Origin of the sequence: Lysinibacillus sp. FSL M8-0134, assembly GCF_038069745.1 — a bacterium.
GTDB classification, from domain to species: Bacteria; Bacillota; Bacilli; order Bacillales_A; family Planococcaceae; genus Lysinibacillus; species Lysinibacillus irui.
Window position 1 is genome coordinate 197,731 of the sequence record NZ_JBBPAJ010000002.1, and the last position, 23,782, is coordinate 221,512.

Annotated in this window: 25 protein-coding genes, 1 riboswitch and 1 other annotated feature; of the genes, 4 read left to right on the plus strand and 21 right to left on the minus strand. The window is 36.7% G+C overall.

Features of this window, described 5'->3' with window-relative positions; genetic code table 11:
* Nucleotides 1-25: 25 nt before the first annotated feature.
* The 3 genes from MKY49_RS20785 to MKY49_RS20795 all read right to left on the minus strand — a co-directional run bounded on the left by MKY49_RS20785 (nt 26) and on the right by MKY49_RS20795 (nt 2,527).
* Complete coding sequence (locus tag MKY49_RS20785; RefSeq protein WP_274794768.1) at nt 26-976, minus strand: ABC transporter substrate-binding protein; 951 nt, start codon at nt 974-976, stop codon at nt 26-28.
* Nucleotides 960-1,517, minus strand: coding sequence for an ATP:cob(I)alamin adenosyltransferase (locus MKY49_RS20790; RefSeq protein WP_341387018.1), 558 nt, complete (start codon nt 1,515-1,517; stop codon nt 960-962). Before MKY49_RS20790 ends, MKY49_RS20785 begins: the two co-directional genes overlap by 17 nt.
* A gap of 164 nt (nt 1,518-1,681) precedes the next feature.
* Nucleotides 1,682-1,879: riboswitch (cobalamin riboswitch) on the minus strand.
* 93 nt (nt 1,880-1,972) lie between these two features.
* The gene (locus MKY49_RS20795; protein WP_341387019.1) at nt 1,973-2,527 is read right to left on the minus strand and encodes a hypothetical protein; all 555 of its coding nucleotides are present in this window, start codon (nt 2,525-2,527) and stop codon (nt 1,973-1,975) included.
* A gap of 89 nt (nt 2,528-2,616) precedes the next feature.
* Between MKY49_RS20795 and ytvI the strand changes: the two genes are divergently transcribed.
* Nucleotides 2,617-3,675: a sporulation integral membrane protein YtvI gene (gene ytvI, locus MKY49_RS20800; RefSeq protein ID WP_274794771.1), complete on the plus strand. Its 1,059-nt coding sequence runs from the start codon at nt 2,617-2,619 to the stop codon at nt 3,673-3,675.
* A gap of 100 nt (nt 3,676-3,775) precedes the next feature.
* On the opposite strand, the gene MKY49_RS20805 is transcribed toward ytvI, so the two are convergent.
* The 13 genes from MKY49_RS20805 to hmpA form a co-directional block, all read right to left on the minus strand.
* Nucleotides 3,776-4,930: a C40 family peptidase gene (locus MKY49_RS20805; protein WP_274794772.1), complete on the minus strand. Its 1,155-nt coding sequence runs from the start codon at nt 4,928-4,930 to the stop codon at nt 3,776-3,778.
* 325 nt (nt 4,931-5,255) lie between these two features.
* Nucleotides 5,256-7,244 carry an ABC1 kinase family protein gene (locus MKY49_RS20810; protein ID WP_274794773.1) on the minus strand — a complete coding sequence of 663 codons (1,989 nt, stop codon included), beginning with the start codon at nt 7,242-7,244 and terminating at the stop codon, nt 5,256-5,258.
* A 173-nt stretch (nt 7,245-7,417) separates the two neighbouring features.
* Entirely contained in the window at nt 7,418-8,368 is a 951-nt protein-coding gene (locus MKY49_RS20815; RefSeq protein ID WP_274794774.1) for a c-type cytochrome, read from the minus strand.
* Nucleotides 8,369-8,604: 236 nt separating this feature from the next.
* The gene (locus tag MKY49_RS20820; protein WP_341387020.1) at nt 8,605-9,309 is read right to left on the minus strand and encodes a DsbA family oxidoreductase; all 705 of its coding nucleotides are present in this window, start codon (nt 9,307-9,309) and stop codon (nt 8,605-8,607) included.
* A 12-nt stretch (nt 9,310-9,321) separates the two neighbouring features.
* Complete coding sequence (locus MKY49_RS20825; protein ID WP_322610576.1) at nt 9,322-10,098, minus strand: sulfite exporter TauE/SafE family protein; 777 nt, start codon at nt 10,096-10,098, stop codon at nt 9,322-9,324.
* Nucleotides 10,099-10,178: 80 nt separating this feature from the next.
* Nucleotides 10,179-10,406, minus strand: a complete 228-nt coding sequence (locus tag MKY49_RS20830; RefSeq protein ID WP_445928419.1) for a sulfurtransferase TusA family protein — start codon at nt 10,404-10,406, stop codon at nt 10,179-10,181.
* A gap of 144 nt (nt 10,407-10,550) precedes the next feature.
* A complete protein-coding gene (locus tag MKY49_RS20835) occupies nt 10,551-11,678 on the minus strand; it encodes an MBL fold metallo-hydrolase (RefSeq protein WP_341387022.1) in 1,128 nt (375 codons plus the stop codon).
* Nucleotides 11,679-11,759: 81 nt separating this feature from the next.
* Entirely contained in the window at nt 11,760-12,155 is a 396-nt protein-coding gene (locus MKY49_RS20840; RefSeq protein WP_274794778.1) for a DsrE/DsrF/DrsH-like family protein, read from the minus strand.
* Nucleotides 12,156-12,172: 17 nt separating this feature from the next.
* The gene (locus MKY49_RS20845) at nt 12,173-12,721 is read right to left on the minus strand and encodes a sulfurtransferase TusA family protein (RefSeq protein WP_322605293.1); all 549 of its coding nucleotides are present in this window, start codon (nt 12,719-12,721) and stop codon (nt 12,173-12,175) included.
* Nucleotides 12,722-12,784: 63 nt separating this feature from the next.
* Complete coding sequence (locus tag MKY49_RS20850) at nt 12,785-13,084, minus strand: rhodanese-like domain-containing protein (RefSeq protein ID WP_274794780.1); 300 nt, start codon at nt 13,082-13,084, stop codon at nt 12,785-12,787.
* Between the two features lie 11 nt (nt 13,085-13,095).
* Nucleotides 13,096-13,437, minus strand: a complete 342-nt coding sequence (locus tag MKY49_RS20855) for a rhodanese-like domain-containing protein (protein ID WP_274794781.1) — start codon at nt 13,435-13,437, stop codon at nt 13,096-13,098.
* Between the two features lie 42 nt (nt 13,438-13,479).
* Nucleotides 13,480-13,740, minus strand: coding sequence for a metal-sensitive transcriptional regulator (locus MKY49_RS20860; protein WP_274794782.1), 261 nt, complete (start codon nt 13,738-13,740; stop codon nt 13,480-13,482).
* 231 nt (nt 13,741-13,971) lie between these two features.
* Entirely contained in the window at nt 13,972-15,138 is a 1,167-nt protein-coding gene (gene hmpA, locus MKY49_RS20865) for an NO-inducible flavohemoprotein (protein ID WP_274794783.1), read from the minus strand.
* Between the two features lie 190 nt (nt 15,139-15,328).
* Here hmpA and MKY49_RS20870 point away from each other — a divergent pair, with 190 nt between their 5' ends.
* Nucleotides 15,329-15,766, plus strand: coding sequence for an Rrf2 family transcriptional regulator (locus tag MKY49_RS20870; protein WP_155593299.1), 438 nt, complete (start codon nt 15,329-15,331; stop codon nt 15,764-15,766).
* 48 nt (nt 15,767-15,814) lie between these two features.
* On the opposite strand, the gene MKY49_RS20875 is transcribed toward MKY49_RS20870, so the two are convergent.
* The 5 genes from MKY49_RS20875 to MKY49_RS20895 all read right to left on the minus strand — a co-directional run bounded on the left by MKY49_RS20875 (nt 15,815) and on the right by MKY49_RS20895 (nt 19,128).
* The gene (locus MKY49_RS20875) at nt 15,815-16,795 is read right to left on the minus strand and encodes a GNAT family N-acetyltransferase (RefSeq protein ID WP_341387024.1); all 981 of its coding nucleotides are present in this window, start codon (nt 16,793-16,795) and stop codon (nt 15,815-15,817) included.
* 68 nt (nt 16,796-16,863) lie between these two features.
* Nucleotides 16,864-17,241, minus strand: coding sequence for a VOC family protein (locus tag MKY49_RS20880; RefSeq protein ID WP_274794786.1), 378 nt, complete (start codon nt 17,239-17,241; stop codon nt 16,864-16,866).
* On the minus strand, nt 17,242-17,661 hold the full coding sequence (locus MKY49_RS20885) for a DUF1801 domain-containing protein (RefSeq protein WP_341387025.1): 420 nt from the start codon (nt 17,659-17,661) through the stop codon (nt 17,242-17,244).
* A gap of 51 nt (nt 17,662-17,712) precedes the next feature.
* Nucleotides 17,713-18,369 (minus strand): YdeI/OmpD-associated family protein, encoded by a 657-nt coding sequence (locus tag MKY49_RS20890; RefSeq protein WP_322605290.1) that lies wholly within the window; start codon nt 18,367-18,369, stop codon nt 17,713-17,715.
* A gap of 264 nt (nt 18,370-18,633) precedes the next feature.
* The gene (locus tag MKY49_RS20895; RefSeq protein WP_322605289.1) at nt 18,634-19,128 is read right to left on the minus strand and encodes a DUF1648 domain-containing protein; all 495 of its coding nucleotides are present in this window, start codon (nt 19,126-19,128) and stop codon (nt 18,634-18,636) included.
* Nucleotides 19,129-19,438: 310 nt separating this feature from the next.
* Here MKY49_RS20895 and MKY49_RS20900 point away from each other — a divergent pair, with 310 nt between their 5' ends.
* Both MKY49_RS20900 and MKY49_RS20905 read left to right on the plus strand, forming a co-directional pair.
* Nucleotides 19,439-21,133, plus strand: a complete 1,695-nt coding sequence (locus tag MKY49_RS20900) for a methyl-accepting chemotaxis protein (protein ID WP_341387026.1) — start codon at nt 19,439-19,441, stop codon at nt 21,131-21,133.
* Between the two features lie 720 nt (nt 21,134-21,853).
* Nucleotides 21,854-22,092 (plus strand) — a binding site (T-box leader).
* Nucleotides 22,093-22,180: 88 nt separating this feature from the next.
* Nucleotides 22,181-23,752 (plus strand): 2-isopropylmalate synthase, encoded by a 1,572-nt coding sequence (locus MKY49_RS20905; protein WP_274794792.1) that lies wholly within the window; start codon nt 22,181-22,183, stop codon nt 23,750-23,752.
* Nucleotides 23,753-23,782 lie beyond the last annotated feature (30 nt).

Below are 23,782 nucleotides of genomic sequence, written 5' to 3' on the forward strand. Positions count from 1 at the left end.
CGTTAGATCAGCTAGCCTTGAATTGTTATTTAAATAACTCTGGATACACAGCTTTAGCTACTAATTCTACTGCTTCTCCAATACGTGGACCAGGACGATTAGAGATATCAGTATCAAGAGACTGTACAGCTTTATCTTGAATAGCTTTCACAGTATTCCAACCATCACGTGTCAAAATTTCCCCTATAGGATCTTCTGTATAGTTTACTGTTGTTAATATAACCTCTGGATTTTTCGCAATAACCTCTTCCTCAGACACTTGCGCCCAATTGTCTAAATCAGCAAAGACATTCTTAACATTGGCTGCATTTAATATTTCTTGCTGGAAAGTTCCAGCGCCTGCCGTATAAATATCTGGCTTAGGACTAATCTCTAAATAAACATTTTTCGGTGCTTTTACTTCTTTCACCTTTGTTTGTACTTCAGTAATTTTCGCTTTAATCTGTTCGTTTAATTCATTTCCTTTATCTTCAACACCCATTACAGCAGCTAGTTGTTCAATATCCCCATAAACATCATCAAATGATGTGGCAGATTCAATAACAAAAACTTTCAGTCCCGCATCTTCTAATGGTTTCAATGCATCCTTAGAGCCAATTGTGTAAGCAATGACCACATCTGGCTTTAAGGCTATAATGCGTTCACTATCGAAATTCTGAGAATCAGATACTCGTTCGATTTTTTGTGCTGCTTCTGGATATGTGTCATACTCTGTTGCTCCTACGATTTTCTCACCAACACCTAGTGCAAATAAAATCTCCGTATTACTTGGTTGTAAGGAAACAATAGTTTTTGGTACTTCTTTAAATTCTACTTCTACACCACGATCATCTGTTACTTTGTAGGTTGTTTGTTCAGTTTGTTGCGTATCCTGTGAAGCCTCTTTATTTTTTGTATCTTCTGAGGTACCACAACCTGCTAAAACTAATATTAGTACTAGCACTGATAGCCATTGGAAATTAAATACTTTCTTCATTCTTACTCTCCCTTTTCTTTTTCATTGGATAGGATTTACTAATAAACGGTATTTCAGCTATACCTGCTTGGTGATTCATATAGACTGCCATGACAAAGCATACATTTGCTAACAAGCCTAAGTAGTCGAAAAGGATAGCTGGTACCTCTCGTTCCTCTGAAACCTTATGTAATGTACGATATGATTTTTTGGCTTCACTGCGGCAAAGATGTAAAGCAGCAGCAGCCTCTGTGCCCTGAGGTAAAACAAAACTTTGTATTTCTTCCTTCACATGACGAACATAAAAGTCATAGCGTTCGCTTAACCAAGAAAGATCTTCTTCTGTTACTGCTAGCTTTCCTCGGACTGAACCATTGACATGGTAAGCCATAGGTAACATAAGCAGCAAATCATCTACGACAACTTGTACATCCTCCTTTTTTACTGCAGCTAATGCAACCCCTAGATGTGTTGTGAGACTATCTGTTCGAATCTCATAATCAACCGTTGAAGCCTTTTCACGCATAAACGGATAACAAGAATAACGTGCATCCTTTTTCACTTGATGTACCCCCTTCCCATTTTGATAAATTCTTACATGAACGATAGCATAAAAAAACGCCGCTCCTTTAAGCAAAGGAACGACGAAAATAACATAATGATTGCCAATTACTATGACATTACCTATGTAATTTGCCGTATATCCTCCTAGCTTCCGAAGAGTTGTTATACGTTCAAATAAAGGTCGGTCTCCTGGCTTGTACAGTTCATTAATGAATTTTAATGAGCTATAAAGAACCTTCCCATCTCCTTGGAGACAGTGGTATATCTTTATAATGGCTGTACTTACAGTTGCGGAAACAGCTTCGGTTTTTCACCGAATTCCCGATTGTGCTAGTTAGCACCTTTATTCTGCAAGAATATTTCATTTGTAAAGCAGTTTACCATATATTAATAGGAAAAAACAGTTGTACTCCAAATAGAAACTTTACATCTGTACAAAAAAACACCATCTCGCTACTTTGAACGGATGGCTGCCTTATATTTCTTTTTGTGTTTAACTTCGGGCTCTTCATCAATTAAGCGGTGTGCAATAGCTATTAATTTAGAGTCATTCGTTTCATCATAAAGCTTTTTAAAAGAAATAATAATATCATAGCGAATAAGAGAGGGATGCTTTTCATCCAAACAGGTTTGAAATCTCTTAGCTAGATACGAGACAACTAAGTCTCTTTGTACTTGACCTGCTAATCCAATTTTCCAAATAGCTTGTAACGCGTTCCTCGCCGTGGCAAATCGCTCATCATACGTCACAGCCCAAATTTTCAAAAAATCTTCCAATACCCTTTCTTCTGGATCACTTTTTGCGGCTAAGGCACATAAAATTTGTGCAGCACGTGCACGAGCATGTCCATCTTTGTATGTAAGTGCTTGTACAAGCTGTTCCCATACTGCATATGTCCAATCTACGGGCTCCTGCATAATTTTCATTAGTTCCTCGTAAGATTCATATTGAATATCGTGGTCACGCTCTGTTAGATTACTAAAAAGTTGCAAAATCTCTTTTTCCATAATTTATCCCTACCTTTATTGATTCAGAACGTAATAAAATTTGATTTATGGTACACTTAACTTAATTTTTTCGCAAAGAAGGTGAGTTTATGAATAAATTTAATGCTAGGAAATTGATTTTTCGAGTAATTGTGATTCTATCCTTACTTGTAGCTGCCTATTTTATTATCCCTGTGTCCATGCCTTTACTATTTGCAGGTATAAGTGCATTTTTCTTAGAACCAATCGTCATGTTCTTTAAAAGGCGATGGAAGATGTCACGGAAAATAGCAGTTGCTTTTATATACATAGTGAGTGTTATGGTTATATCTATTATTTGCTATCTGTCCATTACACAAATCATGTCGCAAATAATTTTACTATCTAAGCAAGCTCCCTATTATATTTCCAAGCTATCAGATATGTGGCTCCATATGCAAGAAAATATCTCTAAATATACAGAAGACTTTCCACCAGAAGTAAGTGCTTCACTTCAAAAAACCACAATGGATTTCATAAAAAAAGTTGAAGAATTCTTTTTAAGCTTCTTTAATTATAGCAAAGTTTCAGCCTTCTTTTCAGAAATTCCAAGCCTATTTATCAGTCTTCTCGTTTATATGATTGCTCTATTCCTATTTATGCTTGATTTGCCTAAATTAAAGCAAATCACTTATAAATATTTAAAGCCCAACACTGCAAAGAAAATAAAGATTATCCTTAATCGTCTAAAGGATGCAACTTTCGGTTATATGAAGGCACACTTATTTGTAAGCTTTATTATTGGAGGCGTCACACTTATTGGACTTCTATTAATCCAGCCCAAATATGCCATAACAATGACGATTATTATTTGGTTAATAGATATTGTCCCTTTCCTAGGCTCTATCATTATTTTAGCTCCATGGGGACTTTATCATTTACTGATGGGTAACACAGCTATTGCTGTAAAATTATTCATCTTAGCTGCTATTTTACTTATTATTCGTCGAGTAGTCGAGCCTAAATTAATGGGAGACCATATCGGTTTATCTACATTGCCAACATTAATCGCCATGTTCATTGGTCTTCAGTTATTTGGTATTATCGGTTTACTTGTCGGTCCCTTTGTTATAATTTTCTTTATTGCATTGAAAGAGACAGGTGTCATTAAGTTAAACTTTAAAATTTAAAAATTTTTAAGCTAAATAAAAAAAAGGTCATCTTTGTATTTTTTCTCTACAAAGATGACCTTTTTCTCATGTCAATCGTCTATTAGTTAAAGAGGCTTGCTTATTGAATACGACCGAAGCCTACTAAGTATTGATTCCACCAATCAAGTGATTCAATTACGACACCGTTGTTTTGAGCATCGATCATTGTGTTGTTACCTAAGTAAATACCTACGTGCGCTACCCCAGACCCGTAGCTGAAGAATACTAAGTCACCAACTCGTGCTTCACTTGCTGAAATACGCTGTGTTGCTAAATATTGTTGTGATGCTGTACGAGGTAAAGAAACACCTGCTTGTTTGTAAGACCATTGTACAAGACCTGAGCAGTCAAAGCCTGTTGATGGGTTGCTACCACCCCAAACATAAGGACGACCTAGGAATTGCTTAGCAGTTGAAATAGCATCTCCTGATGATGCTGTACCAGCTCCAGAGCCAACAATAATTTTTTGTGGTTGACCACCACCAGTATTTTGAGTTGCTTGTACTACTGGCGTTGCTGCTTGAAGAGCACGTAAACGAGCTGCTTCTTCTTCAGCTGCTTTACGCTCCGCTTCTAAACGTTCTTCTTCTTGTTTCGTTGCAATTTGAGCTTTTAATGCAAGTGATTTCGCTTCGTTTTCAGCCTTTTTCACTTCCATTTCGCTTTCCTTTTGTTGAAGCTCTTGGAATTGTTTTTGAAGCTCTTTTTGCTTTTCATCTAATGTAGCTTTTTGTTGCACTAAGCTTGCTTTATCTGCTTCCTGTTGATCCACTAATTCTTGGTCAGCATCCATTAATGTTTTAACCGCTACGACACGGTCCATTAAATCTGCAAAGCTTTTTGCTTCAAGAACGACATTTAAATAAACGCCTACAGTGTTATCTTGTGCTTGATATGCAGCCATACGCTCACTTAAGATTTTAGAGCGTTGTTCAATACGTTTTTGTGTTTCAACAATACTAGCATCTACTTCTTTAATTTCAGCTTGTACTTGTTTAAATACTTTAACTTTTGCGTCGATCTCTTGTTGTAGCTTTGTTAATTCTTGCTCTAATTTCTTCACTTGTTTATCTATTTCAGCCTTTTTCTCGATCATTTGTTGAGAAGTTTCTTCGGCATGTACTTCTGTTGGTTGAATTGTATTAAATAATAAGCCGCCTGCTAGTGCCAATGCTAGCACCATCGACTTACGCCATTTATTGCGCTTTCCCACGTTACCTTCATTTCCCTTCATCTATCAATTTCGCTCTCGATATCCTATGTAATCACTTGAACGATTTCTATTTTAATTAATTGTTCTTATATTTATATTAGCCTTTTAAAGTTTAGCATTTCCGGCATAACTTTTATACTATTTCTCATCTATTTAATACATTAGTAAAACTCGAAATATTTCTGTAACATTAGATATAATGCGTATTTATTCTACAAATAACCAATTTAATCTACATAGCGATAAAAATAGCTTATTCGACATTAGACCTACGCATCGTTTTGTAATGTTTTTGTAATATTTCTCTACAATGTTTCAAAAAAAAGATAGGGAAAAGATTCCCTATCTACTGTTTCATTGATCTTAGAGCTTGTATCGATAATCTTACTAATAAAATGGCACATAAAAATAAACCTAAATAGGCGGCAGTATTTAAGTAAACCGCATAAGAATCATGAATAAATTGGGAGATAGCTAAAAGCGCCACGGATATAATGCCAAAGGTGATCCCTACTAAAAGCAGCACAAAGCGAGAAAACAAATGTGTAATAAAACGAGCATTATGTTCATCTGAAAAAACATCATGATGTAAAATAATCTTCCCGCTTTCAACGCGTTGAATTAGCTGATCTACTCTTCTTGGCATTTTACGTAAAGTAGGTATAAGCATGGACAGTTCTTCCTGAAGTCGCTCTTTAGTAGCCATTGGTTCTTTAAATGGCTTTAAGAAAGAGGCACGCATATATGTAGCAGAAAAATCCTTTGCCTCGGTAAAAATATCAAAACGGGAATCAATTACTCGTAAAGTGCCATCCAGTGTCACTAAGGATCGAAGAGCCAACCCTACTGCAGGATAGAACGCTAAACCAAAGTCCCTTACTACTGTAAATAATGCATGAATTAATTCTTCAGTCGGTATACGATCAACATAGGAGATTTTTAATAAAATTTGATCAATTGCTTGCTCCATCCTTGCACGGTCTGCGTGATCAGCATTTTCCACTAATAATGTTAAGCCATCATATAAAACGCTTGAATCATTAAGCTGAATGCCCATCAAGAATAGCTTCAAACCCTCCTGCTGTGTAGCGCCTAATCGCCCAACTGCACCAAAATCAAGCAGAACTGGTGTGCCATCTGTTTCATCGATGTGGATATTTCCTGGATGCGGGTCTGCATGGAAAATTCCAGAGAATAACATTTGTTCAAAAAATGAATATAATACTGTTCTTGCGAATTGCCTACGATCGATAGACAACCGTTTGAATTCAGCTGCCCCATCTGCTACGCTTTGCCCTCGAATATATTCCATCACAATGACGTTCTCATTACTGTAGGCTGTGTATATTTTAGGTATTCGAACTTTATAGTCACTTTTCGCTAGAGCATTTTTGACCTGTAAAGTATTACGGACCTCAATATCTAAATGAATCTCCTCACGTAATCCATCCGCAAATCCACCAGCTAGCTCCCGAAAGCCTAATGACTCTGCCCAAGTTGATTTTGTTGAAAGCCAGTTGGCAAACTCCTCTAAAATTTCAAGATCATCACGCATGATTCCTTTTACTTCTGGACGCAAAAGCTTAACTACAACATCTTCATAATTTTTAAGTCGCGCCTTATGCACCTGACCAATAGAGGCAGCCGCAATGGGTTCCATTTGAAAATGGCTAAATATTTCATTCATTGGTTGTGGAAGTGAGCCTTCTAAAATTTGTGTAACTTGCTCCTCTGGTAAAGGCTTCACACGGTGCTGAAGTCTTTCTAGCTCATCTATAAAAATGGGCGAAAATAATTCCTTCCTCGTTGACAGTACTTGTCCAAATTTAATGAAAATCCCACCACATTGCTCTAATGTTGCTCTTAAGGCAATGGCAAGCTCTTTTTCATTTTCACGTTGCCTAGCATATTTAATCGTTTGCACAACACCGTTTGTGACAGCAATTTTTAGTACTTGCCTTAAACGTTTCTGTTGTCGCCAATAGCTACGCAGTCGAAATAACATGGATTTTTGGCCGTTTCGCCGGTCTCCTGTTGCTATACCACTTGGATCAAACAGTTCAAAAACTAAATAGAGTAACATAGAAATGAGTAGCATACTCCCAATCCAAATGAGCGTACTGACTTCTGTCACCGTTTGCATCATCGTTTCTGATAAAAAATCCGTATGGCGCAAATAAGAATACCAGTAAACAAAAGAGGTTAATGTCACACTAATAACAACCGATAGCACTCTACGAACAAAATTGATATTGGAGCCAATTAATCGTCCACTAACAATGTAAATCAAACCAGATACTATGATAATTTGGATCAAAAACTTCAAAAAAATCAACAGTGTCACCTCCTGCACCATTTCCATCTCTTACTACCGCTAGTATAGCAAATTTATGTACTAACTTTCTTTTACAAGGATCATAACTAATATTTTGTTATCCAAAATTGCCCATGAGCCGCTTAACTTAACAAATAGGAAAGGGACGCTGTCAGCCAGCATCCCTTCATTCATTAGTTAGTAGAAAGCACTTTTTCCCAATCAATTGTGCCATTTTTAATTTGTTCTCGTTTTTCTTTATTCATAATGTCATTAGGGCGCCCGCCTTTTGGCCAGTCTTTATCGTGGTTTGCCCATTCTGGTCGATCCTGCGATAAAATAAAAGCGGCTAAATCAGCAGCATCCTGATCTGTTAAAGTACCTGCTGCTCCGACTGGCATATTGTTTTGAATATAACCAGCCATTTTTGATATCCGCGCCATCCCTGCTCCATCATTGAAGGAATTATCTCCCCATAATGCAGGACCTGTATTTGCACCCGTACCAGAACCATCAGCAGCATGACAAGCTATACAGGACTGTCCATAAAGCTCCTCACCATTTGCAACATCTGGAATCGGAACATTCTTCATATCACTTGTACCAGCCCATTCACGTTTTGCTCCTATTGGTACACCTTCAGAAATATAAGCAAAATACGCTACCATGGCCTCCAATTCATCACTATTCATTTCAAATTTTTTACCATTCATACTACGAACCATACAGCCATTAATACGCTCTTCTATCGTCACAACATCACCAGAGCGTCCAATATATTGTGGATAATTTGCCATGACCCCTACTAACGACGATGCTTGCTCATCATAGCCTGCTCCTGCATGACAGCTTGTGCAAGATAATTGATTCCCCACATATTCATCTGCTGCAACATGTGTGTTATTCACTAGCTCATAGCCGTATAATATCGCCTCTTTCATAGGTCCATCCGGCACCTCTTCAATACTTGGTGGAGCATAGACCAACGACTGAGCAGCTGCTGTTGTTGGTATTTGTGTCTGCACTGTCTTTTCATCCTTGCCAGCATTTGACTCTACTGAAATTTTGTCGCTGACAATTGTTCCAACAAAGATTGAGCCTGCTAACAGTACTGTCCCTGCTACTCCTGCTACTATAGGTTTCATCTATAATACCCCCCTTTGTATCTTCCTTTTCATTTTAGCAACATAGCAATTATTTGGATGTGATTTTTCTCACACATACCTAAAACAGAACCATTAAGATGATAAAAATGGTTAAAATATACATTTGTTATTGTCCTACAACAAAGAAAACAAGACTTAATACCTCTTGCAGTATATAGCCATATCTGAATAAAAAAGTGTCGAGCACATCATGTACTCGACACTCATCTAGCCTTTTACAATTTACATACTCCATCGGCACATACAGACTCACCATTTCCCATTATCTTTATTATTGGTTGGATACCCGCTTTTTCCGCCGCTTGATGTAAAGTTTTTACAAAAACCTCATTTGGTTCAGCGCCTTTAATACCATATCTATTTTCAAACACAAAGAATGGTACACTTTGTACCCCCAGTTGTTGGGCATCATAGCGATCCTGTTCTAATGCTTCACTAAAGTCAGCCGATGTTATGATTTTCTTCGCTTCTTCCACATTTAAATTTAATTTCGCAATAACTTTTAATAAAAAATCGTCATCATTTACATCTTTACCCTCTTTAAAATAACCAGCCATTAATGCTTCTGTATAAGCCGTCGCTTTACCAAATTGCTGTGTCCACTTCGCTAAACGATGTGCTTTTTCAGTATGGGAAGTGGACATCTTAGCAAATTCATAATCCAAACCAACCTCCATTGCTCTCATAGCTATGCCCTTGACCATTTCTTTTACTTCTTCTAGCGTGATATCATATTTTTTAGCCATCGCCTCGTAAAAGGTTGGTGCATTCACTTTTGGTATATCTGGGTCTAATTGAAATGCTTTATATTCAATTTCCACTAGTCCTGTATAGCCTGCAATATCAATTGCCCGTTCTAGTTCTCGCTTGCCAATATAACAAAACGGACATGTGAAATCAGAAAAGACTTCAATTTTCAAAGCTATCCCCCCTTATAAAATGTCCATCCAAATTTTTATCGCTGTTGCTAATATAAGAACCGCTAAAATAACTTGTAGGAATTTCGTATTTAACTTCCCCCCTACTTTCGCACCAAGTGGAGCCGCTATTAGACTAGATACAATTAAGATGAGCGCTGGAAGATATTCAACTTGTCCTGTCATTAATTTTCCAACGGTACCTCCTATTGAGGAAATAAAAGTAATAGCAAGGCTTGACGCAATGGTCATACGTGTTGGGATTGCTAAGACAACAAGCATTATTGGCACTAATAAAAAGCCACCAGCTGCCCCCACAATCCCTGAACCGATACCAACAATAAATGCTAATATGACTGCAAGTGGTTTATTAAAAGTAATCTCCTGCATCGATTTATCATCAATTTGCTTTTTCGGGATGAACATCATCACAGCTGCAATCAACGCAAGGATACCATAGACAATGTTAATACCGGACTCTGATAAAAATTTTGAACCAAAGCTCCCTACAAAGCTTCCTGTTAATATGGAGCTCCCCATATAGATTATAAGTGATTTATTTAAATATCCCCCTTTGCGATATACCCAAACTCCAGCAAGCGCAGCAAAAAGCACTTGAATCGCACTAATCCCTGACACCTCATGTGCAGAAAAGGCCGCAAAACCTAATAATGGCGGGATATATAGTAGCATCGGGAAATTAATGATAGCACCACCAATCCCCAACATCCCCGATACAAATGAACCAAGAAAACCAATAAGTAAAATGGTTAAGATCCATGCAATATCCATTTGTTTTTCCTTCTTTCTGACTGCAATCAATAAAGAGAAAGGAGGGTTGTTCTACTGTAATAGACAACCCTCAATCCGCTCTATGCTTTCTGAATTAAAAATGTAATGATGCCAGCCTCTTCGGAGTGGTCTAAAATGATATGACCCCCAGCTTTTGCCCAAGCAGGAATATCCGCTAAAGCTCCTTTATCTGTCACCTGAACTTCTAAAACTTCCCCTGCCTTTAAGGTGTCGATTGCTTTTTTTGTCTTCACAATAGGCATTGGACAAGACAGGCCTTTTGCATCTAGTTGTAAATTAGGTTTCATCATAATCTCCTTCGACTCGGCAAAGCTTGTAAGTGATTTTGCCGAGTCTTCTTGTTTTTTATCTTCATGAAGGAAGAGCGCCTTCAATCCACGGAATTTACATGCTATAAGCATGCATGCGTACTCATTGCACTTTAGCATGCTCTATCGTACAGCACAGCGATTTGGTCCAATTTCCATTTCTGTTTGTTCATCTGGTGCAGGTGTTATTTTTCCCATATTGACCTGACGAATTTCTTGATAAGCATTCGGCTGTGGAGGCAGTTGATCGGTCACCACATGTCTAAATTCTTCTTCATCTTGTATATTCAAACCATGGTTTTGGGCAAACAAATCTCCTAAGCGTTTTGCCACGGTTCCATCTTCATTCAACTCATCAATAATCATAAAATGCGCTGGTAATACAATAAGTTCATCAGACAATTCGCGATAACGCTTGTAAAGCGTAACACGTAAATCTCCAACCCAATCATCAGCAAGTCCCGCTAAATCAGGACGTCCGATTGAATCAATAAATAAAATATCTCCTGTTAACAGATATTTGTTATCGACCACAAATGAAGTAGAACCAATTGTATGACCTGGAGAATAGATAGCTCCTACATCTATTTTAGATGCTCCGATTTGAACAGTTGTTCCATCAACTAATGGCGTATATTGAAAGACAACCTCTTCCGCATCTTTTGGTGGTAAATAGTAAGCTGCACCAGTTGCTTCTGCTATATGGCGACCACCTGAAATATGGTCTGCATGTAAATGTGTATCAAAAACATGTTTAATTTTAACGTTCTGTTGTTCTTCAAAGCTTGTGAATATATTCGTAAAACGAACAGCATCAATGATAGCAGCTTCTCCTTCAGATATGATCATATAAGAAAGACAGCCCTTTCCTAAACGGACAAACTGATAAAGCTCGCCACCACCTGTTAAATCGCCAACTTTAATCGGCTCTAGGTATTCACTCCAAGATTTCATACCTCCTGCTAAATAAGCAACATCTCGACCTGCTTCAGCTAGCATTTCCGCGATCATCAATGATGACCCCTCTTTTGCACAAACTACTAATACTTCTTTATCTGATGGGATTTCCGGTAAAATCTCCTCAATTCCATCTAACAGTTCAAAATACGGAATATTTAAGTACTCAAAGCGGCGACCATCAATTTTCCAATCTTCAAATGCATCCGCATTACGAACATCTAAAATAAACAATTCTTCATTGTTAATAACCTTTTTAGCAACTTGTGACGCATTCCACTTCTGAATTGACATACAGTTTACCCCCATAGGTATAATTTTAATGTTTTTTATAGCGGAGAGCTTTCTCCACTCTCCGCCTTGAAGTACAAGTCTTTAGAAAGTTAGAGATGGCGCTGCATCTTTCGCAAATTCAAGGAATGTTACAGCTCCGCCAACCTCAATACCATCAATAAAATCTTCCGTCGATAAACCCATTACATCCATAGTCATTTGACAAGCAATAAATTTCACACCTAATTCCTGTGCCATTTCCACCAATTGAGGAATGGCCGGAACATTTGCTTTTGCAAAACCTTCCGCAAAATGCTCTGCCCCAGCAGGCATTGGTAGCGCATGCATACCTTGCTTATGAATAAAATTCAATCCTTCAAATGTGAAGAAGATTGCTACCTCCTTTTCTGAAGCTGCCGCTGCCGTTGCGATATTAAACACCTTATAAGCATCAAATAAACCACCATTACTTGCAATAATTGCTACCTTGTTTGACATAATAAAATTCCTCCAATTTAAATGTTTTTTGTAAGTTCACCCTTCCAGGATGTCATTCCTGGTAAGACATTAAATACCTTTGTAAAACCATGTGAAGCAAGCTTCTGCGCAGCCATATCACTGCGTTTGCCGGTACGACAAATAATATAAATCTCCTGCTCTTTATCAAGCTCTGAAAGACGTGCCTCTAGTTCGCCCATTGGGATAGATTTTGCCCCTTCAATATGGCCAAAAGCGAATTCCGCTTCCTCACGTACATCAAGAATTAATCCTTCACGACTAGTGATTTGTTCTAGATCAATTGTTTGATCAAACGTTATGTCTTCTATTTGATCGTTGGTACATTTACGAATATAATGTTTCAGCACGCCATCCTCTTCTATAGTACCTATATATTGGTGGCCTACAGTTTCAGCCCATGCCGCAATATCGGCTTTTGACCCTTTATCTGTCGCAGATACTTCTAAAATTTGACCATCCACTAAATCAACCATAGCTTTTTTTGTTTTCACAATCGGCATCGGGCAAGAAAGGCCCTTGGCATCTAGCTGAAAATCCACCTTCATATTTTCGACAACCTCCATATACCATACCCGGTATTATTTTTAACAAAAAAATATAGATATTATCTATATTTGTACTTTACCCTCCCAAGCTAACATACCACCAGCCATATTCGATGCATCAAAGCCATTATCTTCTAATAGCTGGGTAGCACGACCACTACGGGCACCTGAACGACAAACCATAATATACGACTCATTTTTATTTAATTCATGCAGTCGAAATTCCAATAAACCAAGCGGTATATGCATAACATCTGGTATATGTCCAGCTTGTACCTCATCTACCTCTCGAACATCAATAAGGTTCAGCTTTTTCCCCTGATCTATCAAATGTTGTACTTCATTCGCCGTAATTTCCTTCATTCTATCTCCTCCTAGTAAGCACTCATACCACCTCGAACATTGGTAACACGTTCAAAGCCTTGCTTTTTCAATTGTTTACACGCCTGACTACTTCGCATACCACTTTGACAAATAACGATTACTTCTTTATCCTTTGGCAAATTGTCAAAGCTCGATCCAAGTGGCATGTTTTTAAATTGAGAGATATGCCGACCTTTATATTCAGCAGGTGTGCGTACATCGATAAATATCTTATCCTTATCATTCAGCATATTTTTTAATTGCGCTGTCGAGATTGACTGAACGCCCTTTGTTGGTTTCATTCGCCAAATAAAAAATACAGCGATTAACGCAATAATTATCCATATCTCCAAATAATCATTCCTCCTTCTTTATACGTTAAAGGGTATATAAATTTATCGGCTTTTCACAACTAGATCCATTGCCTCTTGGATGGCTAGATTCATTTTTTCTGCATCACCTTCGGCAGTCGATACACAATCCAATAAATTTTCACTTACAATAACACCGATCGTCCGATCAACCGCAGAACGAACGGCAGATAGCTGTGTGATCACATCCTTACAGCTTTGACCTTCTTCCATCATGCGTAAAATACCACGCAATTGACCTTCCATACGTTTCACACGATTTGCAGTGTTTGAGCCATATGCCATTCTGTTATGCCCCCTTCCAAAACGATTGATTGAACTTACTTACGAGATTCATATTATACCCCTATAGGTATATTGTCAACACGAAAGCTTCAACCTTTTTTCTTTAAGGACTGTAATCCGTCGTTTATATGCCTCTTTCTGGTCTCTTCACTTTTTTATTTCTACCCGTCACTATGCCCACAATAAAAAAACCCTGCTATGAGTTTTTTCTCATAACAGGGAATCCTCTTTTTATTTAGCTAATTGCATGGCTGGTCCGAAGAACTCATAGTGAATTTTCTCATCCTTCACGCCAATTTCCTGTAAATTTTTAATAACAGCTTCCATGAAGCCTACAGGTCCACATACATAAACATCTGCATTATCAGCTACTTTTTCTGCTAATAATTCTTTTGTGATAAGCTTGTCTTCATCAGAATATAAAGCTGTATATGAAGCATTTGGCAACGCATTTACTTTCTCCTTAATGTCATCGCTAAATGCCACAACTTTCTCATTACGAGCACATTGGATAAAGTTAACTTTATTTGTTGCATCTTCTTTTAAAGATTGTAGCATACTGTTTAAAGGTGTTACCCCAATACCACCACTCACAAATGTAATTGGTGCAGCAGTTTCCTCTAGAACAAATAAACCAGCTGGAGCACTTACATCTACTAAATCTCCAACTTGTAAGTTATCGTGAATAAAGTTAGAGACTTTACCATTTGGTGTATGATCGCTTTCGCGTTTTACTGAAATACGATAGCCATCTTCTGCACTTGCCTGTGAAAGTGTGTATTGACGATTCATTAAATACTCTTCGCCCGGCACTTTTACACGAATGCTAATGTATTGGCCTGGTTCATAAGTCGGTAATGGTGAACCATCTTCATTTACAAAATAAACAGATGTAACTAAGTCGCTTTCTACAACTTTTTTCGCCACTTTTAATGGTTTAAATAGGCGCCATCCACCATTATTTTCAGCCTTTTGGTATAACTCTTCTTCCACTTGAACGAAAATATCAGCTATAACGCCATAAGCCTCAGCCCATGCATTAATAATATCATCTGTTGCTGCGTCACCAAGTACTTCTTTAATTGCTTTTAATAGATGTTCTCCAACAATTGGGTAATGTTCAGGTAAAATGCCTAAACTACGGTGTTTATGTGCTATAAGCATTACAGCAGGTAAAATCGCTTCTAAGTTTTCAATATGAACAGCAGCAGCATAAACAGTGTTAGCTAATGCTGTTTGTTGACGGCCTTGTTCTTGATTCGTGTGATTAAAAATGTTCAGTAATTCTGGATGAGCTTGAAACATATTTTTGTAAAACGTCTTTGTAATTTCAACACCATGAACTTCTAATACAGGTACTGTTGCCTTAATAATTTTAATAGTTTCTTGTTTTAACATATCGCTTACCATCCTTTCGTGATTACAATATAACGCTTTCATTTCCTTAAAGCAATATATGAAATACATCTTTAACAAAATGGACATAATTAATGTATTTTAAATACATCTTTAAAAAACGTTTGAAAATATTATACTTCAATGTAAAAATGCTATAATAATTTTGAATTATAGAAAGTAGGGTGTTCTAATGCGCTTAACTTTATACACAGACTACTCTTTGCGTACGCTTATTTATCTAGGTGCAAAGGAAGACGGCCAATTATCAACTATTCAAGAGATTTCAGATGCTTATAATATATCGAAAAACCACTTAATGAAGGTGACACATCAGCTTGGATTATTAGGCTATATTGAAACAATCCGTGGTCGTGGTGGCGGTATTCGCCTCGCTATCGATCCAAAAACTATTACTATTGGTGAAATTGTGCGTCATACAGAAGAGGATTTTCACCTTGTAGAATGTTTCGACAAAGAAAATAATCTATGTAAAATAGCCCCAGAATGTCAGCTAAAAGGTGTTCTGTACGAAGCTTTACAAGCCTATTTAAGTGTGCTAGATCGTTACACTTTAGATGATTTCCTACATTCTAAAGAAAAATTAATGGCTCTTTTGCTAGGTAAGTAAAAATACCCGCTCAACACTTGTTGGACGGGTATTTCTTTATGAAGATTCTTATAATTGCTTTGAAAAGAAAATCATATCTAAGGCACGAATGCCGTTTTCATAAATTGGTTCTGGGTATTTACGAAAGAAATCTTTTTCAATAGCCTCCATGCGGAAGCCTGCTTTTTGATAAAAGGCAATATTATCAATACTTGAATTTGCTGTTCCAACTAGAACGGTTTTATAGCCTTCCATCTGGCATATTTCAGTGAGTTGTCGTAATACTTCCTTACCTATTCCCTTCCCTTGATACGTTGGAATAATAGCAATATTCTTCAACTCAATTGTTGTATTAGATTGGGGAATTATTAAGGCTACCCCAGCTAGCACCTCGCCACACTTAATTTTATATAAGGTACCCTGATCTAGGTAGTCACGAACTACCTTTTCACTGTCATCCGCTAGTAAGAGCTGCGGTAAGAAGTCTTCACGTTTACCATCTACTTTCTCTAGCGATGTTCTGTAACGAACAAAATCCTCCCGTTCAAAGACATTTAACACACATGGTTGCTTTTCTTTTACCTCTAACCATGAATGCTCTTCTGGATATTCACTTTCAACTCCTAATCGAATAAAAGATAGCTTTTCCTGTGCCTTTTGTGAACGGATATTAACCTTCCTTGCACCTGCAAAAACACGTAATAAACCAAGTTCAAAAAAAGCAATATCTAAGATAGCTGTTTTGGCTTCAAGATTATAGCCCTTTCCCCAAAATGGGTAGCCAAGCCAAGACCCAATATGACAGCTCTTTTTTTGATGGTCTATAAACATTAATGATGTCACGCCAATTAGTTGCCCTTCCTCATTCAAGACAACACGAGGAACTGTTTTACCTTCTTCTTCATCCACACATTCACGTTTAATAAAATTAATTGTATCCTCTACCTTACCAGCAGGTAACCCAAGCGCATCTCGAACCTGTGGCATAGAAGACAATTCATGCATGGCTTCAGCATATTTAATATCATGCTTCACTAAAGTTACCGCCATCTACTATTCCCCTTTACTAACATTGTATTTTTTAACATTCTTTAAGAATATATTCATATCCCTGACCGTCAATTATATGATAGCTGCCAGGACACACCAAAACGATCCTGAATCCACGCAAACTTTTTAGAAAACCCATAATTATCAAGAGGCATTAATGCAAGTCCACCTTCTAATATGTGCGTAACTAAATAGCTTATTTCTTCCTCCGAATCACACTCTATAAAGATAGACGTGGATGGGGTAAATGTGAAATTGTGCTGGATAACACTATCATTCACCATTAATTTTAATCCCTTTAAATGGAGAACTGCCATCGCCACTTGCTGTGAATTTTCCGTATACGACAGACTGGCAACCTCTAAATCTGTAAACCATTGCTGATACTGTTCAATAGCTTCATTCGCTTGCCCTTGAAACATTAAAAATGTAGTTGCACTTTTCATCTATTTTTTTGCTCCTTCATAGTGAGTGATCCATTGTGCTGGGGTCATTTTTGAAACAAGCTCTCCTATTAAATCAAATGGAATATATTTTGTACTTGTAAAACGAATACAGCTTTTCCCCATGTTTAACTTCGTTGATACTCTCTTCGCATATTCTTCCTGAAACCAAGAGAGCAATGCTGGATCTGCGTATATCCCCATATGGTATAGCGCAATATGACGTTTTTGGACTGCAAGGCTAATAAAAGGTAATGGGGTATTTGGTGTAACATGATAGCCATCTGGATAGGCTGTTAAAGGAACAACATAGCTAACCACGCCATATTGCATTGTTTGTTCAAATCCATCTGGTATATTCGTTGCAACAACATCTACAAGCTGGCTAAACGCAACACGCCATTTTTCTTCAACTTGCTCCATGTATATATTCTCCATACCTATTGCCTCACTTTATCATTTATTTTAAAATCTTTATTCATTTGCCTCAGCTTTTGCTTTGCGATATAACTCCTTGGTTTTGTAGCCTAATCCAATAATTTCGCGCATCTCTTGTAGGCGGGCTATTTGTGTATCCTGTTTTTTAGCACTATAAATATAACGCGCCCAGTCCTTTTGATAGCCTGGTGTTAGCTCATCATAAAATGCTAAATCATAAGGGTTGTCTGCAAGTGAATCACGTAATTGAGGAATCATCCTTTCATAATCACTTACACATTGACTACTTGCCGTCTTCTTTTTCCCTTTTCCTTTACCATCTCGCTTGATGCTTAAAATTGAAAATGTATCATCTAATGACATTAGGCTAGCAAATTTCAAATCACTACCAACGATGTACTTTTCGTCGTCAACTTGGATTGCTGGAAAAATTTCATCACGATGGATAAACTGTTCATATTTTTTATTCCCCTTTTTAGGATAAACAAAAAATAAGTAACCTTGTTCTTTTAGACGAGTACCTTTTAACACTTTTTGTAAATACGTTACCATCTCCTCCACAGAGAACACAAATGAAATAATGCGATCAAAAGGTGCTTCTCCTACCTGAGAAATCCCTTCTAATGGCAAATCTTGTGGTTGATTGACTATAGAAACTGATAATTCATCATTCAGTTTAAATTTTTTCTGCATAGCTTACATTCCTCTCCTACTGCTTCTTTATTTCAATTTTAGCATTTAACAAACTGCTCATACATTTACATCTTAGTTTTGATAGTATACTGAAATATTCAAAACTTGGGTATAAAAATATTTCAAGTTTTCCTCTAGTTAGAGATGAATGCCCCCCATAGGTGATATTTTTCGGAAAAAGAAAAAGAATCGAGATGGTACTTCTCGATTCCTTTTACTTACAGTCTAATCACTTGAAATAATCCCAAGGTTTAGTTTGTTACTTTATTTTATTTTAGCGGTAGCCATAATCCCTTTAATAATCGGAATAGCCGTCCCTATTATAATGACCGGTAAAAACCACCAGCCTATGGAATTGGCTTCACCAAGACCTATACGAACCATTTGAATCGAAATAAATGCGAATAAAATGAGACACAGGTTTTTTACTTCATTTAGTATTTTTCTGCTATTTAAATAAAATGCTTTTACATTATTTTCATTCAAACGTGCTGGATAATTATGCATATGTGGTACCTTTTCTAGAAGCCCCAATACAATCCATAAAAACAAACCAATGAATGGTAAAATAAATAGCTCTATTTTCGAACCCCAACGATCAACCTCACCTAAACCATTAAAATGACCAGGAATTTCGCTAGGTATTTTACCCCAGAGTAAAATAATATAAAGGATAGATACAATAAATGCACTACCACCAATATAGTCCCATATCTTTTCTGATTTAGTTTTTGGTAGTTTTAAAATTGGCCTATACATTTTTCCCACCTCTGTTCATTTCCTTTATTATTTCTACGTACAATTACGGTTTAAGTTTCAAAATTCACGAAAATTGACTTAGTATTCAATACAGGCCATTAATTATCCCTATTATTAGCAGTATTATAGCCGAAAAATCTCCATTTTTTATTACTCTAATCATAATTTAATACTATCTTCAAACTATTAACTACTGTAAAAATACTCATAATACTTTGTAAAATCCATATAATCTGATATAAATGATATATATACATATTTCATTATTTTGTAACATTTCTACTAATTACTGAGAAAGGATATTTCAACTATGCGATTTACTATCTACAAGAAATTATTACTCGGTTTTTTTATAGTTATTTTAGTTCTTGTTACAACAATCGGCTTAAATATAAAACAGCTGGATTCAGTAAACAAAACATATCAATTATTACTGGAGGAGCAAACTACTAAATCTATAAGTATTCAGGAATTACGTGTAATAGCTAAACAAGAAATTGTAAGTATGCGAGGTTATTTACTTCTTGGAGACAAACAAAATTTACAAAGTAATCAAGATTCACGAGAGGAATTTAAGAAAAAATCTGAAGAGTTAATGGCCACTTTGGATTCAGAAGAATCTATTAAATTCCTAGAAGCTATTAACAAAAGCGAGCAAAACGTCCAACAATTTGCGGACCGAATGTTTTCTTTAAAAGCTGAAGGAGAAACAGAAAAGTATGAAAAGCTTGATAGTACTCAAGGTCGATTAATTATCAAACAGTTCGATGAACGTGTTGAAAACCTTTCTAATTATCAAAGTAAATATATTGAAGAAAAGATGGCTGCTACATCAAAACAAATCCAAGATATTAAATTCCAAATGATTCTTCTTGGGGTCTTCGCTGTTGTCATAAGTCTGATAATTGCTATGGTTGTAGGTAGTTTAATGTCTCGTCCTATCAATGGCATGGCTAAGGCAGCGAAAAGAATAGCTGAAGGTGATTTAACAGCCGAACAAATTCGCATTAAAAATCGCGATGAGGTTGGAGATTTAGCACTAGCATTTAATCAAATGGCTACAAACTTAAAGGAGTTAATTAAGAATGTACGTCAGAACACTGTGCAAGTTAGTGGCTCAGCAGCAGAATTAACAGCAAGTGCTGATCAAACTATACAGGCTACCGAACAAATCACTTCTTCTATTCAAGAGGTTGCTAGTGGCTCGGAGGCTCAGGGTAAAAATGCTACAGAAAGCTCTGAAGCAATGAAAAACATGACAAATGGTATACAACAATTAGCTTCTACAACAGCAGCTGTTTCTGAATTAGCAATGGAAACAAACTCAGAAGCTAAAAAAGGTAATGAATCATTACATCGTGTCATTTCCCAAATGACTACAATCAACACAGCCGTCCTAGAGTCTGCAAGTGTTGTTAAAAATTTAGATGGTCATTCTATTGAAATCGGCAATATTATTAGCATTATTACTGACATAGCAGAGCAAACAAATTTATTAGCCCTCAATGCTGCTATCGAAGCAGCCCGTGCAGGTGATCATGGGCGCGGCTTTGCTGTGGTTGCAGACGAAGTGAAAAAATTAGCTGAGCAATCAAAAAAATCTGCAGAGCAAATTGCTACTTTGATCTCCGAAATTCAGCAAGATACAAGCCGTGCTGTAGCTGTGATGGATACAGGTACCCAAGAAGTTCAAATTGGTATGCAAGTAGTAAAAGTGGCTGAAGAAGGCTTCGCCAAAATTGTTGAGCTTATTGAACAAGTATCCATGCAAATTCAAGAGGCCACAACCGTGTCTGAGGAAATGTCATCGAGCGCGGAGCAAATTTATGCTTCCTTTGATGAAATAGCAACGATTGCTCAAATGTCCTCATCCAATTTGCAAAATGTCGCTTCTGCCTCGGAAGAACAATTAGCTACAATTGAAGAGGTAGCAGCTTCTGCATCAACTCTTTCCAATATGGCAGAAGAACTTCATACGCAAGTCTCTCGCTTTAAATTAGATTAAAACAAGAAAAAGACTGCTCATTTTCTTTAGGTGTGTTGCCTATAGAAAATGAGTAGTTTTTTATTTACTTATTTGAATGCTTCTTTTATAAGAGCAATCAAATCCTTTATAGCTTTTTCCTCTTGTATTCTATAATTTTCACTATCAATTCGTAGCATCCCCTTTTCATTGATAGAAATATGATATGAACTGTTTTTGTGATAAATAATAAACATATATCCTTCGGTATAAGAAAAATGTGAGTTAGACCGTTTTACTTTTAAATCTTCTAGTGATTCGGTTAACGAGAGAAATAAAGGATTATCTTTATTAATGTTTATTATCTTGGTCGTTGATTCATTTAAGATACTAATTTTATGAACTTTCTTCACCTAAATGATCTGTAGAAAGAAAATCCTTTATAAGGTATTTTGTTTTGTATACATTGTAAAAATTTAATAAGATCATTGCTATTAAAAATAATGCTAGAATACAAATAACTTTTTTCTTTATTGAAAACAGCTCCTTCATATTATGTAAAACTACTTTTCTTCTATCCATAATGTTAATCCATAAATTTAATTATATACCATTAATTACTATATAAAATAGGCATTTGCACATACCATTGAATATCAAAATTTTATTAAATTGCCACGCCTTTTAGACAGAATTAAAAAAATTTTTAGAAAATTATTGACAGCGCATTAATATCCAAGTAATATTGCTTTCAATAACACATTGCAGGCCAAGATTGGAAATAGTAAAAGTGGTTGTGTACTTGTAGAGAGCCGATGGTTGGTGTAAATCGGTAGACACACATTTTGAACTCGTCCATGAGCTACTCCCTGAACATATTAGTAAGGGATGTCGGTTTCCCCCGTTAACAGGATAGACAGTGATAGCTGTCGATAAGAGGATATTTTCTGTAAAGAAAATGTCAATTAGAGTGGTACCGCGAGCATAAACTCGTCTCTATTTTTATAGAGACGGGTTTTTTTTATTTTTATTAAATCATTGGCCTAAGTGTAGATTTTAAACTGATTACTACAAAAGGAGTGTTTGAAAATGGGAAGAAAAATTTGGGTGTTTGATACAACTTTACGTGATGGCGAACAAGTGCCAGGAGCTAAACTAAATCTGTATGAAAAAGTTGAGATTGCCCAGCAACTAAAAAAATTAGGGGTCGATATTATCGAAGCTGGATTCCCTGCTTCCTCACAAGGTGATTTTGATGCCGTCAGAGCTGTTGCTGAAAAGGTTGGCAATACAAATGACATTATGATTACGGCATTAGCACGTGCTGTAAAGGCGGATATTGATGCCGTCTATAATGCTGTCAAATACGCTGAAAACCCAATGATTCATATGGTACTTGGTACATCTGATATTCATGTGGAGAAAAAATTCAGCAAATCAAAGGATCAAATTCTTCAAATTGGCGTTGATGCTGTGAAATACGCAAAAACACTATTACCACAAGTTCAATATTCAACAGAAGATGCATCTCGTTCAGATTTTGAATATCTATGGAAAACGATCGAAGCTGTTATGAGAGCTGGCGCAACTATGATTAACGTTCCTGATACAGTAGGCTTTGCAGAACCAGAGGAATTTGGAGAAATGATTTTTAAATTAAATGACCGTATGAAAAATTTAGATGACAGCGTTCTTTTAAGTGTTCATTGCCACAATGACCTTGGAATGGCAACGGCTAATACGCTTGCTGCCATTAAAAATGGTGCAGATAAAGTAGAGTGTACAATTAATGGTATTGGCGAACGTGCAGGTAATGCTGCATTAGAAGAAGTTGTCATGGCCCTAAAAACTCGTAGCTCTATTTATAATGCTGAAACACGCATCAATACAAAAGAGATTATCAATACCTCTCGTCTTGTTTCTAGCTTTATGGGCTTAGATGTTCAGGTCAATAAAGCCATTACAGGAGATAATGCATTTGCTCATTCTTCTGGTATCCATCAAGATGGGTTGCTAAAATCTCGTGATGCTTATGAAATTGTCCATCCCGAAGACGTAGGTCTTGATGATATGGAGCTAGTACTAACAGCTCGTTCTGGTCGTCATGCCGTAAAAAATGCTCTTGAAAAATTAGGGTTTTCTAATCTTTCAACAGATGAATTTGAAGGGATTTTTGAAGGCTTCTTAAAGCTAGCCGATGCAAAAAAAGAAGTATACGATCACGATTTATACGTTATTGTTGAAAGCTATTATGAAAAGCATGATGCCAACAATAAGAACGCTACACACTACAGTGACCAATTCTTTGATTTCGAAGATCTACAAGTCGTCAGCAATGCAAGCTTCCCTTCTGCAAGTGTTAAGATCTGTAAAGGTGGCGAGGTGTTTAAAGCAAGTGCAGTGGGCTCTGGCCCAATTGATGCTTTATATTCAGCCATTGCAGAAATTACAAACATTGATGTAAAGCTTGTGGAGTACAATATCAATAGTGTCTCACGAGGCAAAGAAGCTTTAGGTAAAGTAAAAATTACGATTGAGCATGCAGGTGAAAAGTATATTGCTAAAGCAGCAGATACAGATATATTAAAGGCAAGCGCCCTTGCCTATATTAATGCCATCAATAGCATTGTCGTGGCAAAATTAACACCTGTGATGAATTAAATAATAGAAGAGAGCAGTATGGCTTTAAGA

Excerpts from the sequence above, each read along its gene's own strand:
- MKY49_RS20785 (WP_274794768.1), bottom strand. The coding sequence starts at position 976 with ATGAAGAAAGTATTTAATTTCCAATGGCTATCAGTGCTAGTACTAATA.
- MKY49_RS20795 (WP_341387019.1), bottom strand. The coding sequence starts at position 2,527 with ATGGAAAAAGAGATTTTGCAACTTTTTAGTAATCTAACAGAGCGTGAC.
- ytvI (WP_274794771.1), top strand. The coding sequence starts at position 2,617 with ATGAATAAATTTAATGCTAGGAAATTGATTTTTCGAGTAATTGTGATT.
- MKY49_RS20805 (WP_274794772.1), bottom strand. The coding sequence starts at position 4,930 with ATGAAGGGAAATGAAGGTAACGTGGGAAAGCGCAATAAATGGCGTAAG.
- MKY49_RS20815 (WP_274794774.1), bottom strand. The coding sequence starts at position 8,368 with ATGAAACCTATAGTAGCAGGAGTAGCAGGGACAGTACTGTTAGCAGGC.
- MKY49_RS20825 (WP_322610576.1), bottom strand. The coding sequence starts at position 10,098 with ATGGATATTGCATGGATCTTAACCATTTTACTTATTGGTTTTCTTGGT.
- MKY49_RS20830 (WP_445928419.1), bottom strand. The coding sequence starts at position 10,406 with ATGAAACCTAATTTACAACTAGATGCAAAAGGCCTGTCTTGTCCAATG.
- MKY49_RS20835 (WP_341387022.1), bottom strand. The coding sequence starts at position 11,678 with ATGTCAATTCAGAAGTGGAATGCGTCACAAGTTGCTAAAAAGGTTATT.
- MKY49_RS20840 (WP_274794778.1), bottom strand. The coding sequence starts at position 12,155 with ATGTCAAACAAGGTAGCAATTATTGCAAGTAATGGTGGTTTATTTGAT.
- MKY49_RS20845 (WP_322605293.1), bottom strand. The coding sequence starts at position 12,721 with ATGAAGGTGGATTTTCAGCTAGATGCCAAGGGCCTTTCTTGCCCGATG.
- MKY49_RS20850 (WP_274794780.1), bottom strand. The coding sequence starts at position 13,084 with ATGAAGGAAATTACGGCGAATGAAGTACAACATTTGATAGATCAGGGG.
- MKY49_RS20860 (WP_274794782.1), bottom strand. The coding sequence starts at position 13,740 with ATGGCATATGGCTCAAACACTGCAAATCGTGTGAAACGTATGGAAGGT.
- hmpA (WP_274794783.1), bottom strand. The coding sequence starts at position 15,138 with ATGTTAAAACAAGAAACTATTAAAATTATTAAGGCAACAGTACCTGTA.
- MKY49_RS20870 (WP_155593299.1), top strand. The coding sequence starts at position 15,329 with ATGCGCTTAACTTTATACACAGACTACTCTTTGCGTACGCTTATTTAT.
- MKY49_RS20875 (WP_341387024.1), bottom strand. The coding sequence starts at position 16,795 with ATGGCGGTAACTTTAGTGAAGCATGATATTAAATATGCTGAAGCCATG.
- MKY49_RS20880 (WP_274794786.1), bottom strand. The coding sequence starts at position 17,241 with ATGAAAAGTGCAACTACATTTTTAATGTTTCAAGGGCAAGCGAATGAA.
- MKY49_RS20885 (WP_341387025.1), bottom strand. The coding sequence starts at position 17,661 with ATGGAGCAAGTTGAAGAAAAATGGCGTGTTGCGTTTAGCCAGCTTGTA.
- MKY49_RS20890 (WP_322605290.1), bottom strand. The coding sequence starts at position 18,369 with ATGCAGAAAAAATTTAAACTGAATGATGAATTATCAGTTTCTATAGTC.
- MKY49_RS20895 (WP_322605289.1), bottom strand. The coding sequence starts at position 19,128 with ATGTATAGGCCAATTTTAAAACTACCAAAAACTAAATCAGAAAAGATA.
- MKY49_RS20900 (WP_341387026.1), top strand. The coding sequence starts at position 19,439 with ATGCGATTTACTATCTACAAGAAATTATTACTCGGTTTTTTTATAGTT.
- MKY49_RS20905 (WP_274794792.1), top strand. The coding sequence starts at position 22,181 with ATGGGAAGAAAAATTTGGGTGTTTGATACAACTTTACGTGATGGCGAA.